Source organism: Mycobacterium sp. PSTR-4-N (genome assembly GCF_022348085.1).
GTDB lineage: Bacteria > Actinomycetota > Actinomycetes > Mycobacteriales > Mycobacteriaceae > Mycobacterium.
In genome coordinates this window covers 63,262-78,018 of the sequence record NZ_JAKRFN010000024.1, presented here as the reverse complement: position 1 = coordinate 78,018, position 14,757 = coordinate 63,262, and the positions used below count along the sequence as shown (strand labels likewise).

Here is a 14,757-nt window from a genome sequence, read left to right as displayed (position 1 = left end):
ACCAACCTAACCGGCGCGGCTCAGCCGGGTTCTCGTGTAGCCGCTTCCCCCCGGGCCAGTGCCGCGGTCGCGACGACCATCACCACGACGGCGACGACCAGGACGAAGACCCCGGCCTCGCCGGGGTGCAGCGTCTCACCGAGCACGACGACGCCCAGCACGCCGGCCACCACCGGTTCGGCGACCGTCATCGTGGGCAGCGACGCCGTCAATGCCCCGGACCGGAACGAGGCCTGCTGCATCGCGGTGCCGGCGATGGCGACCGCCGCCCACACATACAGTTCGGGCGTCCGCACGAGCATGCCGATCCCGGCCCAGCTGCCCAGGTCGAGGCGGGTCACCACCGCCTTGGTCAACACCGCGAACAACCCCCACAGCGCGCCCGAGACCACCGCCAGCAGCACCGCGCTGACCGTGGGTGAGGTCACCTGCGCGACCAGCAGACACAACGCCAGCGCCGGCCCCAGCACGGCGACCACCCACACCCATGTGTGCAGCGACGCCCGTGACGCGCCCTCGGTCGGATTGCCCACCGTCACGATCACGGCCACCGCCGCGGCCAGCAGGGCGGCCCACAACCACTGCCAGTTGGTCACCCGCCGGCCCGCCATCCGCGCACTGATCGGCAGCGCGAACAGCAGCGAGGTCACCAACAGCGCCTGCACCAGCAGCACCGATCCCAGGCCCAGCGCGGCGGCCTGCAGCGCGAAGCCGACGGCAGCGACTCCGCTGCCCAGCCACCACTGCCCATCGCGGAGCAGCCGGCTGAACAACGCGACGTGGCCGACCGGTTCGTCGGTGACGTCGTGGGCGCTGCGCTGGTGGATGACGTCGCCGATGGCGATGAACAGGGCCGCGGCCAACGCCAGCACGGCGGCGATCTCCGCCTTCGCCATCGACCACCTCCCCGACCCACCCGATTCGATTTCGCACCGAGCCTAGAGACCGTGGAGGCGAAGCCGTGGGCGCAGCGCCGGGCGACCTGTTTGAATAGCGTTCACACCATCTTCAGGCGCCGCGCTGCGCGGCAGGTGCGCGGGACCCGCGCGGAGACACGAGGTAATGACATGACGACGACCGGCCCGGGCGAATCCGCAGACACCGGTGCACCCGAGACAGGCTCTGCGACGGCCTCGCCGCCGCGCCCCGGCCCGTCGAGCGCGCGGCCCAAACCCGGCCCGCCACGTCCCGTTCCGCGCCCGGCGACACCGGCGGCCGCCCCGGTCGTCGCGACGGTGCCGTCCAGCGATCCCCACCGTTTCGGCCGCGTCGACCCGGACGGGACGGTGTGGCTGATCACCGCTGCCGGGGAGCGGCAGATCGGGTCGTGGCAGGCCGGCGATGCCGAAGCCGCCTACGCGCACTTCGGCCGCCGCTTCGACGATCTGCACACCGAAGTGGTGCTCCTCGAGCGTCGGCTGGCGTCGGGTTCGGGCGATGCCCGCAAGATCCGCACCGCGGCGTTGGCGCTGGCGGAGGGCCTGCCCGAGGCTCACGTGCTCGGAGACGTCGATTCGTTGTCGGAGCGGCTGGCGGCGATCGTCACCCAGGCCGACAGCGCCTCGCAGGAGGAGAAGGCCAGGCGCGAGGAGTTCCGCGCCCAGCAGACCGCGCGCAAGGAGGCGCTCGCCGTCGAGGCCGAGGAGCTGGCCGCCACCGCGACGCAGTGGAAGGCCGCAGGGGACCGGTTGCGCGCCATCCTCGACGAGTGGAAGACGATCAGCGGCGTCGACCGCAAGACCGACGACGCGCTGTGGAAGCGGTACTCGGCCGCGCGCGAGACGTTCAACCGGCGCCGCGGTTCGCATTTCGCCGAACTGGACCGGGAACGCGCCGGCGCGCGGCAGACCAAGGAAGCGCTGTGTGTGCGCGCCGAGGAACTCAGTGACTCCACCGACTGGGGCGCCACCTCGGCGACGTTCCGGGATCTGCTGACGGAGTGGAAAGCGGCGGGCCGCGCCGCCAAAGACGTCGACGACGCGCTGTGGCAGCGTTTCAAGGGCGCGCAGGACAAGTTCTTCTCTGCTCGCAACGCCGCCAACGCCGAGCGCGACGCGGAGTTCGCAGCCAACGCGCAGGCCAAGGAGGCCCTGCTGGCCGAGGCCGAGCGGATCGATCCCTCCGACCGCGACGCCGCCCGTGCCGCTCTGCGGGTCATCGGCGACAAGTGGGATGCCATCGGCAAGGTCCCGCGGGAGCGTGCGCCCGAGCTGGAGCGCCGGATGCGTGCGGTGGAGAAGAAGATCCGCGACGCTCCGACCGGCGGCGTGGATCCGGAGGCGCAGGCACGCGCGGACCAGTTCCGGGAACGAGCCGAGCAGTTCGAACGCCAGGCCGAGAAAGCCGAAGCGGCGGGCCGTGCCAAGGACGCTGAACAGGCCCGCGCCAGCGCACAGCAGTGGCGGCAGTGGGCTGAGGCGGCGGCAGAGGCGCTCGAGAAGAGGCGCTAGCGGTCAGGTCGCCGGCGGGTCGTCGTCGCCGAAGGTGTCGAGCAGGCCCCGGTTCTCCCGTTCGGCGAGCAGCCGGCGACGGTGCTCTTCGGTGGCCAGCTGCAGCGCGGTTCGCGCCGCCACCACACGGGCCCAGTGGTAGGCGAGCAGGATGACCGCGAACCAGGCGATCAGCAGTCCGATGCCCGGACCGGGATAGGGCGCGGCCGCGGTCTGGCGGGACCACACGGCGAGCAGTCCGAGGAACGACGCCACGGTGCAGCCGGCGAGCGCGATCCACGCCAGCGCCCAGCGCCGGGTCAGCAGCGCGAGAATAGAGAAGCCGCCGCCGAACACCAGCGCCAACCAGGCGAACACCTTGTGCGGCAACGCGATGGCGCTGGCGTGCGCCGCGTCGGAGCCGGCCAGCACGTCCAGACCGCGTGCGTCACCGGCGTGCGGCAACGCGAGCGTGGCCAGCAGGGCGAAGACGAAGATCGCGATGGCCAGCGCGCGGGGTCCCGGGTCGATCTCCCGGGCGATCCGGCGCTCGGCTTTCTCGAGGTCTTCGCGGAGGTGGTCGAAGTCGTCGGGGCGGCCGCTCATCGGGCACACCCGGTCGCGACGGCGGGCTGGACGGGCACGCCGATCCCGGGCATACCGAGGCCGGTTCCGGTGCGGGGCCGCTGCCCACTCTCGTGTGCGTCACCGGCGCGGGTGCGCCGGTGGGAGGTGAGGCTCGCGTCGGCGATCAGGTGGTGGGGCGCGGCGCCGGTGACCGTGGTGACGACCACGTCGCCGGGACGGATCGCCGCAGCGTCAGGCCCCGGCGCGAAGTGCACGAGCCGGCCGTCGCGTGCACGGCCGGACATGCGGGCGGTGGCGGTGTCCTTGCGGCCCTCCCCCGCGGCGACGAGCACCTCGACGGTTCGGCCGATCTGCGCCGAGTTCTCCTCCCACGAGATCTTCTCCTGAAGCTCGATCAGTCGCTGATAGCGCTGCGAGACAACATCTTTGGAGATCTGATCGGGCAGCTCGGCGGCCGGGGTGCCCGGTCGCTTGCTGTATTGGAACGTGAACGCGCTGGCGAATCTCGCCGCCGCAACGACGTCGAGGGTGGCCTGGAAATCCTCTTCGGTCTCCCCGGGGAAGCCGACGATGATGTCGGTCGTGATCGCCGCGTGCGGGATCGCCGCGCGGACCCGGTCGATGATCCCGAGGTATCGCTCCGCCCGGTAGGAGCGCCGCATCGCCCGCAGCACCCGGTCCGAACCGGATTGCAGCGGCATGTGCAAGGTGGGGCACACGTTCGGGGTCTCGGCCATCGCCTCGATGACGTCGTCGGTGAACTCCGCCGGGTGCGGCGAGGTGAACCGCACCCGCTCCAACCCGTCGATCTGTCCGCACGCGCGGAGCAGCTCGGCGAATGCGCCGCGATCGCGGGGCTGATCCAGGTCGGCGAACGACACGCCGTAGGCGTTGACGTTCTGGCCGAGCAGCGTGATCTCCAGCACGCCCTGGTCGACGAGTGACCGCACCTCGGCCAGCACATCTGCGGGCCGGCGGTCCACCTCTTTGCCGCGGAGCGAGGGAACGATGCAGAAGGTGCACGTGTTGTTGCAGCCGACCGAGATCGACACCCACGCCGCATAGGCGGATTCGCGGCGTGCGGGTAACGAGGACGGGAACTCGCGCAGCGCTTCGGCTATCTCCACCTGCGCGGTGCGGTTGTGCCGCGCCCGGTCGAGCAGAGCCGGTAATGAGCCGATGTTGTGGGTGCCGAACACGACATCGACATACGGCGCCTTGCGTAGCACCGCGTCGCGGTCCTTCTGGGCCAGGCAGCCGCCGACAGCGATCTGCATGTCGGGATCGGCCTGTTTGCGGGGCGCGAGGTGACTCAGGTTGCCGTAGAGCTTGTTGTCCGCGTTCTCCCGGACCGCGCAGGTGTTGAACACCACGATGTCGGGGTCCGCGTCGTCTGCGGCGCGCTGGTAGCCGGCCTCTTCGAGCAGGCCGGACAGGCGCTCGGAGTCGTGCACGTTCATCTGGCAGCCGTAGGTGCGGACCTGGAAAGTGCGTGCCGGGCGCTCGGCTGCCGAAGCGTCGCCCTGCCTGGTCACCACCGAAGTCACGGCGACCATCCTACGGCGGCGCGCTGGGTGGCCCGCTCGGGCGCAGATTGCTCCGGTTGCGGGGCCATGTGTGCGTTCCCTGGGTAAGGTCACCACCCATGGAGAGCCCCAGGGAGTCCCCTGACGTGCCGATGATCTCGATGAAGGCGGTCAACAAGCACTTCGGCTCCCTGCACGTCCTGCAGGACATCGATCTCGATGTCGGCAAGGGTGAGGTCATCGTCGTGATCGGCCCGTCGGGGTCCGGCAAATCGACGTTGTGCCGCACCATCAATCGGCTCGAGACGATCGATTCGGGCACGATCACGATCGACGGGCAGACGCTGCCCGCGGAGGGCCGCAAACTCGCCCAGCTGCGCAGCGACGTCGGCATGGTGTTCCAGTCGTTCAACCTGTTCGCCCACAAGACGATCGTCGAGAACGTCATGCTCGCCCCGGTGAAGGTGCGCAAGAAGGGCCGCGGCGACGCCCGCACGGCGGCGATGTCGCTGCTGGAACGGGTCGGGGTGGCCAACCAGGCCGACAAGTACCCCGCGCAACTCTCGGGCGGGCAGCAACAGCGGGTCGCGATCGCACGGTCGCTGGCGATGAACCCGAAGGTGATCCTGTTCGACGAACCGACCAGCGCACTGGACCCGGAGATGATCAACGAGGTCCTCTCCGTGATGACCGACCTGGCGGCCGACGGTATGACGATGCTCGTGGTCACCCACGAGATGGGTTTCGCCCGGCGCGCCGCCCACCGTGTGGTGTTCATGGCCGACGGAGCGATCGTCGAGAACGCCGAACCCGCGCAGTTCTTCGACAATCCGACGTCGGAGCGCGCCAAAGATTTCCTCGGCAAGATCCTGCATCACTGATTGCGAAAGGAAACACCTGATCATGGCTTTCTCCCCGCGCGCGATAGCCGCACTCGCGCTGGCCGCCGCCCTGCCGTTCGCCGCGACTGCGTGCGGCGGTGGTGGCACCGGCGGAGGCGGTGGCGGGGGTGGCGACACTATCGTCATCGGCACCAAGTTCGACCAGCCGGGCCTGGGCATGAGGAACCCCGACGGCACGATGAGCGGGTTCGACGTCGACGTCGCGACCTACGTGGCCGGCGAACTCGGCTACGCCCCGGACAAGATCGAGTGGAAGGAATCCCCGTCGTCGCAGCGGGAGAACCTCATCCAGAACGGCCAGGTGAAATTCATCGCTGCGACCTACTCGATCACCGACGCGCGCAAGGAGAAAGTGTCGTTCGCGGGCCCGTACCTGATCACCGGTCAGAGCCTGCTCGTCCGGGCCGACAACAACGACATCACCGGCAAGGCCTCGTTGGAGGGCAAGATCCTGTGCTCGGTCTCGGGGTCGACGCCGGCGCAGAAGATCAAGGACGAATACCCGAAGGTGCAGCTGCAGCAGTTCGACACCTATTCGGCGTGCATCGAGTCGATCAAGAACGGCGCGGTGGACGCGGTCACCACCGACGAGGTGATTCTCGCCGGCTACGCCGCGCAGAGCCCCGGCACGTTCAAGATCGTGGGTGAGCCGTTCTCCGAGGAGCGCTACGGCATCGGGCTGAAGAAGGACGACAACGAGCTGAAGACCAAGATCAACGACGCGCTGAAGAAGATGGAGGACAGCGGGGCCTGGAAGGCGGCGTTCGACAAGAACCTCGGGCCGGCCGGGATCACGGCGCCCGCGCCGCCGCCGCTCGACAAGTAGTCGCCGGTCCGGCACGGAAGTGGACATCTTCACCGAGTACCGATCCGAGATCTTCGCGGCGTTCTGGACGACGATTCAGCTGACGGTGTTCTCGGCGATCGGCGCGCTCGTGTTGGGCACGGCGCTGGCCGCGATGCGGCTGGCGCCGGTGCCCATGCTGAACTGGCTGGGCACCGCGTATGTCAACATCGTCCGCAACACACCGTTGACGCTGATCGTGTTGTTCTGCTCGTTCGGGCTGGCACAGACGCTCGGCATCACGCTGGCCGACCGGACGTCGCCGACGTTCATCGCCGACAGCGGGTTCCGTCTGGCCGTCCTCGGATTCACCGTCTACACCGCGTCGTTCGTGTGTGAGACGGTGCGCTCGGGTGTCAACACGGTCCCCCTCGGGCAGGCCGAGGCGGCCCGCTCACTCGGGCTGACGTTTTCCCAGAACCTGCGAATCATCTTGTTACCGCAGGCGTTTCGTGCCGTGATTGCTCCGCTGGGCTCTGTCCTGATCGCGCTGACCAAGAACACGACGATCGCCTCGGCGTCCGGGGTGGCCGAGGCTGCGTTGCTGATGAAGGAGATGATCGAGAACACCGCGGCGGTGTTGGTGGTGGGTTCGATCTTCGCGTTGGGCTTCGTGATCCTGACCCTGCCGCTGGGTCTGCTGTTCAGCTGGCTGGGTCGGCGACTGGCGGTGGCGAGGTGACTACTTTCTTCCGCGAGCAGACACGAACTCGCGTGCATTGGGCTCGAATTGCTCGAGTTCGCGTCTGCTCGCGGAAGGAGGGTGACCTCACGTGACCGCATCGTCGGTTCTCTTCGACGCGCCGGGCCCGAGGGCGCGCCTGCGCAATCGGTTGGTGTCGGCCCTCACCGTCGTCGTGGTCGTCGCGATCGCGTGGCTGGTCTACACCCGGCTGGACGAGAAGGGACAGCTGACCGCTGCGAAGTGGGAGCCGTTCCTGACCGCCGACCTGTGGCGCACCTACATCCTGCCGGGCGTCAAGGGCACGCTGACCGCCGCCGCAGTCTCGATCGCGTTGGCGCTGGTTTTGGGCTTTTTGCTGGGGGTCGGCCGGTTGTCGACGCACCGCGGAATCCGCTGGGTGTCGTCGGTCATCGTCGAGTTCTTCCGCGCGGTGCCCGTTCTGATCATGATGATCTTCGCCTACTTCCTCTACGCCAACTACGACGTCTTCGCGTCGAAGTACCTGGCGTTGGCAGGCGTCATCACGGGTCTGACGCTGTACAACGGCGCCGTCATCGCCGAGATCGTGCGCGCCGGTGTCCACGCTTTGCCGCGGGGGCAGGCCGAGGCAGCTTCGGCGCTCGGGCTGACCTCAGGGCAGACGATGCGGTCGATCCTGCTCCCCCAGGCGGTCACCTCGATGCTGCCGGTGTTGGTGTCCCAGGTCGTCGTCGTTTTGAAGGACACCGCACTGGGCTACCAGATCACGTTCGTCGAACTGGTGCGCCAAGGCGCCAATGTCGGGTCGTCCTACGGCAACTACATCCCGGCGTTGATCGTGATCGCGCTGTTGATGGTCTGTCTGAACATCACGCTGTCGTGGCTGGCCACCCGGTTGGAGGCGCGGCTGCGGCGGTCCCGCAAGGGCTCGGCGCCGATGGAACCCGAGCCGCTGGAGCTGGCCGGCGACCGCAGCCGCGGCGTATGACCCGCACACTCGCGGCGTGGGACCTCCTTCCCGAATCGGCCCTGCGCACCCTGGTCGACACCATGGTGCGGCTGATCGAGGCCTGCGGCGCGATCGTCATCATGATCGGCGCGCTGGTGGCGATCGTGAAATTCGTTGCCGCACTGGGTCGGCGCGACATCAATCAGTTCTCGTCGGTGCGATTGTCGCTCGCGCGGTTTCTGGTACTCGGGCTGGAATTCCAGCTCGCCGCCGATGTGCTGCGCACCGCGATCTCCCCGTCGTTCGCGGAAATCGGAAAGCTCGCAGCGATCGCGGCGATCCGCACGGTGCTCAACTACTTCCTCAACCGAGAGATCGCCCAGGAGCAGCGGGAGATCGAGGCGCTCACACAGCGACGCCCCGCATCCCCGCCATGAGCGTCGTCGTCTCGAGCGTCGTCGTGAACGCATCGTGGTGTCTGGCCATTGCAGGCATCACCATCGGCGTGGCCGCTCTGCTCGTCTTTCGACAGCCTGTGACCGCGCTGCGCGCGATGATCGAGTTGTTCACCGCCGCCGGCCTTCTCCGGTTGAGCGTCGACCTGTCGTGGGCGGCGATTCTCGGCGTCGTCACGCTGATCGCCGTGCGCCGCGTCGTCACCCGCAGCCTGACCGCCGACCTGAGCGCGGCACGCTAGACCCGGCGCCGCTCCCGCTCGTTCGCCAGTTCCGCGGTGACGACGTCGAGTGCCATCGTCTGGCTGTAGCCGCGCCGTGCCAACATCCCGACCAGTCGTCGTGCCACCTTGTTCTCGGCGTCGCGGTCTCCCGGGTCACCGAGCTTCTCCCGTCGCAATCGGTCGCGGACCAACTGCTCGGCACGAGTCCGTTCGGCGCCCGCGTCGACATCGGACAGTGCCGCGCTGATCACCTCGTTGTCGACGCCCTTGGTGCGCAGCTCGGCAGCCAAGGCGCGCTTGCCTTTCCCCGCATGCAGTCGTCGCGACCGCACCCACTGTTCGGCGAATTCCTCGTCGTCGATCAGGCCGACCGTGGTGAGCCGGTCGAGCACCTGGACGGTCACGTCCTCGGCATAGCCGCGCTTGGTGAGATGCGTCTGGAGCTCGGCACGCGTGCGCGCTCGCGTGGTGAGCAGGCGCAGGCACACCGCCCGCGCCTGCTCGGCGCGATCAGAAGTCGACGGGAGCGGGGAGGACATCGTCATCCGTCACGACGGCGCCGATACCGAGCTTCTCCTTGATCTTCTTCTCGATCTCGTTGGCGACGTCGACGTTCTCGAGCAGGAAATTGCGGGCGTTCTCCTTGCCCTGCCCCAGCTGCTCACCCTCGTAGGTGAACCAGGAGCCGGACTTGCGGATGAAGCCGTGCTCGACACCCATGTCGATGAGCGAACCCTCGCGGCTGATGCCCTTGCCGTAGAGGATGTCGAACTCGGCCTGCTTGAACGGCGGCGACACCTTGTTCTTGACGACCTTGACCCGGGTCCGGTTGCCCACCGCGTCGGTGCCGTCTTTCAGCGTCTCGATCCGGCGCACGTCCAAGCGCACCGAGGCATAGAACTTCAACGCCTTACCGCCGGTGGTGGTCTCGGGCGAACCGAACATGACGCCAATCTTCTCGCGGAGCTGGTTGATGAAGATCGCGGTGGTGCCCGAATTGTTCAGCGCGCCGGTCATCTTGCGCAGCGCCTGGCTCATCAGGCGGGCCTGCAGGCCGACGTGGCTGTCACCCATCTCGCCCTCGATCTCGGCGCGGGGCACCAGGGCCGCCACCGAGTCGATGACCAGGATGTCGAGCGCTCCGGAGCGCACCAGCATGTCGGCGATCTCGAGCGCCTGCTCACCGGTGTCGGGCTGGCTGACCAGCAGCGCGTCGGTATCCACGCCGAGCTTCTTGGCGTACTCGGGGTCCAGTGCGTGCTCGGCGTCGATGAAGGCGGCGATCCCGCCGGCGGCCTGGGCGTTGGCGACGGCGTGCAGGGCCACCGTGGTCTTACCGGAGGACTCCGGGCCGTAGATCTCGATGACGCGCCCGCGCGGCAGACCGCCGATGCCGAGCGCGACGTCCAGGGAGATCGAGCCGGTCGGGATGACCGAGATCGGCTGGCGGACCTCTTCGCCCAGCCGCATCACCGAGCCCTTGCCGAAGTTCTTGTCGATCTGCGCGAGCGCCAGTTCCAGGGCCTTCTCGCGATCGGGGGCTTGCTGCGCCATGATGTACCTCTCCGGGTAGTCGTTGTCGACCGGTTCTCGATCGGTTGGTCGTGACGCTAGGCCAGGGCACCGACAAGTCCCGGGGTCGAACTCCACCCACAGTAGACGAACACGTGTTCGATTCAAGCGGACACGCCGACCGGCTAGCGTTTCCGTTCGTGACCACGCCTGAGGACGTTCGCATCCCGGCCGGTGCCGACCAACTCGCCGCGTACCTGTACCGGCCCGACGGCTCCGGCCCGACCGCTCAAGCCCCGTGCATCGTGATGGCCCATGGCTTCACCGCCACCCGCGACGACGGCCTTCCCGAGTACGCCGAAGCCTTCTGCCAGGCCGGATACGTCGTGGTGGTGTTCGACTACCGCGGGTTCGGCGCATCCACCGGCACGCCCCGGCAGCTGCTCGACATCGGGATGCAGCAGACGGACTACCACACCGTCGTGGCGTGGGCCCGTCAGTTGGACGGCGTGGACCCCGACCGGATCGCGCTGTGGGGCTCGTCGTTCAGCGGCGGGCACGTCCTGGCCGTCGCCGCTGCCGACGCGCGCATCGCTGCGGTGGTCTCCCAGGCGCCGTTCACCGACGGGCTCGCGACGCTGAGGGTTCAACCACCGGCGTTCGTCCCGAAGGCAATGGTCGCGGGGCTGCGGGATCAGCTCGGCGCCTGGCGCGGCCGCCCACCTCACCTGCTGGCAGCCGTCGGCAAACCGGGCGCCTTCGCCGCGATGACATCCCCGGATGCGCAGCCGGGCTTCGAGGCCATCGTCGGTGCGAAGTCGTTGTGGCGCAACGAGTTCAGCGCCCGGGTCGGGCTACGGCTGGGTCTCTACAGGCCAGGGGCGAAGACCGCACAGCTGGCCATGCCGCTGCTGATCTGCGTTTGCGACGACGACAAGGTCACCCCGCCGGGGCCCACGGTCAAGGCGGCCCGGCGCGCCCCGCGCGGCGAACTACTGCACTACCCCTACGGCCACTTCGACATCTATCACGACCCGAAGGTCAAGGCCGACCAACTGGAGTTCCTCGGGCGGGTGCTCGCTCCGCGATAACCAGCTCACCACTGGTCGCGCGGCACGTCGAAGTCCGCGCACAGCGCGCGCCACACGTCTCGGGGTTCGACACCGTCCTCGATGGCCTGCGCGGCGGTCCGCCCGCCCATCGTCGTCAGGACGTGGTCGACGAGCATCGACGACGCGCGCACCGCGCCGAACTGGCGCTCGACGAGTTCGTGGAATTCCGTCAGCCGCACAGGCCCAACCTACGCGGACGCCCGGAGTGCCTCGTGACACACTCCGACGGGGTCGGCGACTGCCCCGGCGGTCGCCCCGGCGCGTACCGCGGCATCTCGATGGCGCGCCGACCCCAGCACCTGGGCGGTGGCCGCGCTCAAGGTGTCCGGGTTCAGCGGCCGCACGAGTTCCGCACTGCCCTGGCGGACAAGCCGATTCGCGATCTCCCACTGGTCGCCGCCACCGGGGACCACCACCATCGGGACACCGGCGAGCAGCGCTTTCGACACGATGCCGTGTCCGGCGCCGCAGACCAGCAGATCCGCGCGAGACAGCAGTTCGTCCTGACGACCCAGCCCGACCACGGCCCACGGGGGCACCTCCTCCTCCGGAGGATGCAGTTGTGACACGGCGACGCGCGCACCGTCGGGCAGCACCTGCCCGGGCACCAGGGTCTGCAGCGCCAGATCGGCGAGCGCGACGGCGCCGGTGCTCGCCGTGGACGGCGCGACCACCACCATGGGTCCGTTCCCGGCCGGCACGTCCAGCAGCGCCGTCGTCGGCTCGTAGTGCAGGGGGCCGACGACGACGGCCTCGGCCGGCCAATCGGGCCGCGGCACCTCCAGCGCCGGCAGGGTGGCGATCAACCGGCGCAGCGGCCCGGGATCGGCGGCGGGCAGGCCTATCTGCACACGCACGGCGGCGCGTTGCCGCAGCCCCGCCTTCCAGGACCGCGCGCTCAGCGAGCGCAGGACGGCATCGCGCGCGCGTCCGCGCACCCCGACTCCCGGGGCCAGGCCGCTGCCCAGCGGCGGCAACCCCTTGGATGGCCGATACAGCGGGTGGGTGTTCAGCTCGATCCACGGCACACCGATCAGATCGGCGACCAGTCCCCCGCACGTGGTGATCGAATCGGACACCACCACATCGGGTTTCAGCGCCTGAATGCGCTCACGGTTGAGGACGGCCATGCGCGCAGCACGTTCGTGGATCTTCGCGCCCGCATCGGCGTCGTCGTCACCGGTCATGACCCGCAGCCCGTCGAGTTCGACGGCGTCGAACCCTTCCCCCCGCGCCGTGTCCAGCCACCGCGTGCCTGTCAGCAGCGTCGGCTCGTCACCAGCGGCCAGGAAGCGCTGACACAGCGCAATGGCCGGGAACGCGTGACCGGGATCCGGTCCGGCGACGACCGCGACACGCATGCGGGCTACCCTGCCACAGCACCTGCCGTTAGGGTCGATCGGTATGACCGATGAGGCCCTGCTGCCGATCACCGACAACGCCGCGCTGGTCCGCAAGTTCCTGCTCGCGCTCGCCGATGAGGACTTCGACACCGTCGAGTCACTGGCCGCCCCGGACTTGGTGTGGCAGAACGTCGGATTGCCGTCGATCCGGGGACGCGCGCGGATCATGGGATTGCTGCGGCGCGGCGAGGGCAAGGTGGGCTTCGCGGTGACGTTTCACCGTGTCGCCGCCGACGGCGACACGGTGCTGACCGAACGCACCGATGCGATCCTCCTGGGGCCCGTGCGGCTGCAGTTCTGGGTGTGCGGAGCGTTCGAGATACGCGACGGCCGGATCACGCTGTGGCGGGACTATTTCGACATGGTCGACGTGATGGTGAAGGCGCCGCTGAAGGCCTTGGTCGGGGTGATCATCCCGGCCCTGCGGCCGCGCTTCTGATCCTCGCGTTCAGGCGCCGCGCAGCCGGCCCAGCTCGTCGAACGCCTGCGCCCATCCGGTCAGCCGGTCGGTGGCGGAGGTGAGCTCGTCGCGGTAGCGCCGCTGCACCATCGGCGAGCTCGACATTGAGCCCGAGTTGGCGGCCGACACCAGCTGGGCGGCCGCCGAGACCATGTCGCTGTACTGACGGGCGCCGCGGTCGAGCTGCGCGGAGAACGCCGCGATGGTGGGCGTCAGGTGGGTGCGGGCCTGCGGGGCGGAGCTGACCGTGCGCTCCATCGACACCACTTCGGCGGCGGTCGCCGACATCGTGGCGGCGGTCCGCTCGGCGGCGGCACGCAGGTCGCGCAGCTCCTCGTCGGGCAGCAGGCGACCGCGTTCCATCACCCCGAGCAGAGACACCAGCCCGCGCTCGGATGACGCCAGCTCCGCCATGGGGGCTCGTGCCGCCGATCCCCACGGCGGCAAGCGTCGCACACCACCGCTGCGGGCCGGCGGCAACGGCTCACCGCGCAGCCAGCGGTACCGCAGGAACGCCAAGGTCGCGAGGAACGCGGCGCCGACCGCGATCGGCGACGGGATGAACAACGCCCACACAGGCGTGCTCCACGATGCGAGCAGCGCGGTCACGCCCACCCAGAACGCCGACGACAGCGCGAAGAACACGCCGAGGCGCAACGCCCAGCGACGTTTGCGCAGCAGTTTGGCGCGGGGATCGGCGGCGGCGTTCAGCTTGTCGGCGAGCGCGCCCGACCACTCCGCGGCAGTGTCGATGCCGCGCTGGGCCAGTGAACGCCAGGCGTCGGGTCGTCGGGTCCGAGTGCTCACCACATGCTCCCGTGAATGTTATTGCGACAGCGGGTTTTCCGGTGTCGGATTGGCGGCCGGGGTAGCCGGCGACTGCGCCGGGGTCGCCGGGGTCTGGGCCGAGCCGGCGGGCAGCTGCTCGCCGCGCATGGAGGCCCGGATCTGTTCCAGCCGCGAATGGCCGGCCATCTGGACGCTGGCCTGCTGGACCTCCATCATGCGGCCCTGCACCGAGTTCTGAGCAAGCTCGGCGGCGCCCATCGCGTTGGCGTACCGGCGTTCGATCTTGTCGCGCACCTCATCGAGGCTGGGCGTGCTGCCCGGCGCGGCGATCTCGCTCATCGACCGCAGGGACGCGCTCACCTGCTCCTGCATCTTGGCCTGCTCGAGCTGGCTGAGCAGCTTGGTGCGTTCGGCGATCTTCTGCTGCAGCACCATCGCGTTCTGCTCGACGGCCTTCTTGGCCTGCCCGGCCGCCTGCAGGGCCTGGTCGTGCAGGCCCTTGAGGTCCTCGACGCTCTGCTCGGCCGTCACCAGCTGCGCGGCGAATGCCTCGGCCGCGTTGTTGTACTCGGTGGCCTTGGCGGCATCCCCGGCGGCGACGGCCTGATCGGCCAGCGTCAGCGCCTGACGGACGTTGACCTGGAGCTTCTCGATGTCGGCCAGCTGGCGGTTGAGCCGCATCTCGAGCTGGCGCTGGTTCCCGATCACCTGGGCCGCCTGCTGGGTCAGCGCCTGGTGCTGACGCTGGGCCTCCTCGATCGCCTGCTGGATCTGCACCTTGGGGTCGGCGTACTCGTCGACCTTGGAGCTGAACAGCGCCATCAGGTACTTCCACGCCTTGCTGAACGGATTGGCCATGAGAACGTTTCCGCCTTCTCGAAGTCTCGGGTCAGTGGAACA

Annotated in this window: 18 protein-coding genes; 9 read left to right on the top strand and 9 right to left on the bottom strand. The window is 69.1% G+C overall.

Going from position 1 to position 14,757, the window contains the following annotated elements; all coding sequences use genetic code 11:
- Positions 1-20 precede the first annotated feature (20 nt).
- Positions 21-896, bottom strand: coding sequence for a DMT family transporter (locus tag MHN84_RS24925; protein ID WP_241207198.1), 876 nt, complete (start codon positions 894-896; stop codon positions 21-23).
- A 171-nt stretch (positions 897-1,067) separates the two neighbouring features.
- Here MHN84_RS24925 and MHN84_RS24920 point away from each other — a divergent pair, with 171 nt between their 5' ends.
- Positions 1,068-2,450, top strand: coding sequence for a DUF349 domain-containing protein (locus MHN84_RS24920; protein ID WP_241207197.1), 1,383 nt, complete (start codon positions 1,068-1,070; stop codon positions 2,448-2,450).
- Positions 2,451-2,453: 3 nt separating this feature from the next.
- Here MHN84_RS24920 and MHN84_RS24915 read toward each other — a convergent pair whose 3' ends face one another.
- Positions 2,454-3,035 (bottom strand): hypothetical protein, encoded by a 582-nt coding sequence (locus MHN84_RS24915; protein ID WP_241207196.1) that lies wholly within the window; start codon positions 3,033-3,035, stop codon positions 2,454-2,456.
- Positions 3,032-4,573, bottom strand: a complete 1,542-nt coding sequence (gene miaB, locus MHN84_RS24910) for a tRNA (N6-isopentenyl adenosine(37)-C2)-methylthiotransferase MiaB (RefSeq protein ID WP_255730907.1) — start codon at positions 4,571-4,573, stop codon at positions 3,032-3,034. Before miaB ends, MHN84_RS24915 begins: the two co-directional genes overlap by 4 nt.
- A gap of 122 nt (positions 4,574-4,695) precedes the next feature.
- On the opposite strand from miaB, the gene MHN84_RS24905 reads away from it, so the two are divergent.
- The 6 genes from MHN84_RS24905 (at position 4,696) to MHN84_RS24880 (ending at position 8,599) form a co-directional block, all read left to right on the top strand.
- A complete protein-coding gene (locus MHN84_RS24905) occupies positions 4,696-5,424 on the top strand; it encodes an amino acid ABC transporter ATP-binding protein (protein WP_241207220.1) in 729 nt (242 codons plus the stop codon).
- Between the two features lie 22 nt (positions 5,425-5,446).
- Positions 5,447-6,271, top strand: a complete 825-nt coding sequence (locus tag MHN84_RS24900; RefSeq protein ID WP_241207195.1) for a glutamate ABC transporter substrate-binding protein — start codon at positions 5,447-5,449, stop codon at positions 6,269-6,271.
- A gap of 19 nt (positions 6,272-6,290) precedes the next feature.
- Positions 6,291-6,971, top strand: coding sequence for an amino acid ABC transporter permease (locus MHN84_RS24895; protein WP_241207194.1), 681 nt, complete (start codon positions 6,291-6,293; stop codon positions 6,969-6,971).
- Positions 6,972-7,062: 91 nt separating this feature from the next.
- Positions 7,063-7,941: an amino acid ABC transporter permease gene (locus MHN84_RS24890; RefSeq protein ID WP_241207193.1), complete on the top strand. Its 879-nt coding sequence runs from the start codon at positions 7,063-7,065 to the stop codon at positions 7,939-7,941.
- Positions 7,938-8,339 carry a DUF1622 domain-containing protein gene (locus MHN84_RS24885; protein ID WP_241207192.1) on the top strand — a complete coding sequence of 134 codons (402 nt, stop codon included), beginning with the start codon at positions 7,938-7,940 and terminating at the stop codon, positions 8,337-8,339. The genes MHN84_RS24890 and MHN84_RS24885 overlap by 4 nt, the downstream gene beginning before the upstream one ends.
- On the top strand, positions 8,336-8,599 hold the full coding sequence (locus MHN84_RS24880; RefSeq protein ID WP_241207191.1) for a hypothetical protein: 264 nt from the start codon (positions 8,336-8,338) through the stop codon (positions 8,597-8,599). The genes MHN84_RS24885 and MHN84_RS24880 overlap by 4 nt, the downstream gene beginning before the upstream one ends.
- Here the strand turns inward: MHN84_RS24880 and recX are convergent.
- Together recX and recA are read right to left on the bottom strand one after the other, a co-directional pair.
- Positions 8,596-9,126, bottom strand: coding sequence for a recombination regulator RecX (recX, locus tag MHN84_RS24875; protein WP_241207190.1), 531 nt, complete (start codon positions 9,124-9,126; stop codon positions 8,596-8,598). The genes MHN84_RS24880 and recX overlap by 4 nt on opposite strands.
- Entirely contained in the window at positions 9,092-10,135 is a 1,044-nt protein-coding gene (recA, locus tag MHN84_RS24870; RefSeq protein ID WP_143817607.1) for a recombinase RecA, read from the bottom strand. The genes recX and recA overlap by 35 nt, the downstream gene beginning before the upstream one ends.
- A 158-nt stretch (positions 10,136-10,293) precedes the next feature.
- On the opposite strand from recA, the gene MHN84_RS24865 reads away from it, so the two are divergent.
- Positions 10,294-11,184 (top strand): alpha/beta hydrolase, encoded by an 891-nt coding sequence (locus tag MHN84_RS24865; protein WP_241207189.1) that lies wholly within the window; start codon positions 10,294-10,296, stop codon positions 11,182-11,184.
- A gap of 5 nt (positions 11,185-11,189) precedes the next feature.
- Here MHN84_RS24865 and MHN84_RS24860 read toward each other — a convergent pair whose 3' ends face one another.
- Positions 11,190-11,384: a DUF3046 domain-containing protein gene (locus tag MHN84_RS24860; RefSeq protein ID WP_143817609.1), complete on the bottom strand. Its 195-nt coding sequence runs from the start codon at positions 11,382-11,384 to the stop codon at positions 11,190-11,192.
- Between the two features lie 9 nt (positions 11,385-11,393).
- Positions 11,394-12,566 carry a glycosyl transferase gene (locus MHN84_RS24855; protein WP_241207188.1) on the bottom strand — a complete coding sequence of 391 codons (1,173 nt, stop codon included), beginning with the start codon at positions 12,564-12,566 and terminating at the stop codon, positions 11,394-11,396.
- A 43-nt stretch (positions 12,567-12,609) separates the two neighbouring features.
- Between MHN84_RS24855 and MHN84_RS24850 the strand changes: the two genes are divergently transcribed.
- Positions 12,610-13,047: a limonene-1,2-epoxide hydrolase family protein gene (locus tag MHN84_RS24850; protein ID WP_241207187.1), complete on the top strand. Its 438-nt coding sequence runs from the start codon at positions 12,610-12,612 to the stop codon at positions 13,045-13,047.
- Between the two features lie 9 nt (positions 13,048-13,056).
- Here MHN84_RS24850 and MHN84_RS24845 read toward each other — a convergent pair whose 3' ends face one another.
- A complete protein-coding gene (locus tag MHN84_RS24845) occupies positions 13,057-13,875 on the bottom strand; it encodes a hypothetical protein (RefSeq protein ID WP_241207186.1) in 819 nt (272 codons plus the stop codon).
- An 18-nt stretch (positions 13,876-13,893) separates the two neighbouring features.
- Positions 13,894-14,715, bottom strand: a complete 822-nt coding sequence (gene pspA, locus MHN84_RS24840) for a phage shock protein PspA (protein ID WP_241207185.1) — start codon at positions 14,713-14,715, stop codon at positions 13,894-13,896.
- Positions 14,716-14,757: the final 42 nt, after the last annotated feature.

Coding starts and splice junctions, on each gene's coding strand:
- MHN84_RS24925 (WP_241207198.1), bottom strand. CDS start 896: ATGGCGAAGGCGGAGATCGCCGCCGTGCTGGCGTTGGCCGCGGCCCTG.
- MHN84_RS24920 (WP_241207197.1), top strand. CDS start 1,068: ATGACGACGACCGGCCCGGGCGAATCCGCAGACACCGGTGCACCCGAG.
- MHN84_RS24915 (WP_241207196.1), bottom strand. CDS start 3,035: ATGAGCGGCCGCCCCGACGACTTCGACCACCTCCGCGAAGACCTCGAG.
- miaB (WP_255730907.1), bottom strand. CDS start 4,573: ATGGTCGCCGTGACTTCGGTGGTGACCAGGCAGGGCGACGCTTCGGCA.
- MHN84_RS24905 (WP_241207220.1), top strand. CDS start 4,696: ATGATCTCGATGAAGGCGGTCAACAAGCACTTCGGCTCCCTGCACGTC.
- MHN84_RS24900 (WP_241207195.1), top strand. CDS start 5,447: ATGGCTTTCTCCCCGCGCGCGATAGCCGCACTCGCGCTGGCCGCCGCC.
- MHN84_RS24885 (WP_241207192.1), top strand. CDS start 7,938: ATGACCCGCACACTCGCGGCGTGGGACCTCCTTCCCGAATCGGCCCTG.
- MHN84_RS24880 (WP_241207191.1), top strand. CDS start 8,336: ATGAGCGTCGTCGTCTCGAGCGTCGTCGTGAACGCATCGTGGTGTCTG.
- recX (WP_241207190.1), bottom strand. CDS start 9,126: ATGACGATGTCCTCCCCGCTCCCGTCGACTTCTGATCGCGCCGAGCAG.
- recA (WP_143817607.1), bottom strand. CDS start 10,135: ATGGCGCAGCAAGCCCCCGATCGCGAGAAGGCCCTGGAACTGGCGCTC.
- MHN84_RS24855 (WP_241207188.1), bottom strand. CDS start 12,566: ATGCGTGTCGCGGTCGTCGCCGGACCGGATCCCGGTCACGCGTTCCCG.
- MHN84_RS24850 (WP_241207187.1), top strand. CDS start 12,610: ATGACCGATGAGGCCCTGCTGCCGATCACCGACAACGCCGCGCTGGTC.
- pspA (WP_241207185.1), bottom strand. CDS start 14,715: ATGGCCAATCCGTTCAGCAAGGCGTGGAAGTACCTGATGGCGCTGTTC.